This window comes from Capnocytophaga sp. oral taxon 332 str. F0381, assembly GCF_000318275.2.
GTDB classification, from domain to species: domain Bacteria; phylum Bacteroidota; class Bacteroidia; order Flavobacteriales; family Flavobacteriaceae; genus Capnocytophaga; species Capnocytophaga bilenii.
On sequence record NZ_KB291256.1, the window covers coordinates 1,527 to 1,993 of the forward strand.

Sequence of the window (467 nt, forward strand, 5' to 3'; positions counted from 1 at the left end):
GATTCACTGGATTTCATAGCTTCACGGACTTTTTTTATAAAACATCGTGTTGTATTTACAATAATGGTCAGAATAAATGATAATGTATATACAGTAGTTAAAAAATTCAATAATGATGCCAATATGATTAAAAAAAACAATAAAATGGGAGGTATATCTTTTAAATATTCGAGGGGGGAATGCCAAAAGTTAGATGAAAAATATAGATTATCTACTACACTATTTATAAGATATGCTTTTTGGGAGTAATTTGTAATCTCTTCATATTCTGCAATATAAGGCAAAGTATATATGTAGAATAAGAATAGCATAATAATGATTATTAATGTATAAAAATTAAAATCCCGTAGAATGATACATCCTAATTTGTTCTTCAATTTCATTTTCACTATAATAAATAAATGAATAAATACCTTTTAAAGCATAAATAATTACCTAAACGCTATCATTCATTTTGTGCAATTCAC

1 protein-coding gene is annotated in these 467 nt (G+C 25.1%); it reads left to right on the forward strand.

What is annotated here, in order from left to right; all coding sequences use genetic code 11:
- A partial coding sequence (locus HMPREF9075_RS13650; protein ID WP_232305025.1) for a hypothetical protein occupies nt 1–249 on the forward strand: 249 nt, incomplete at its 5' end.
- Nucleotides 250–467 lie beyond the last annotated feature (218 nt).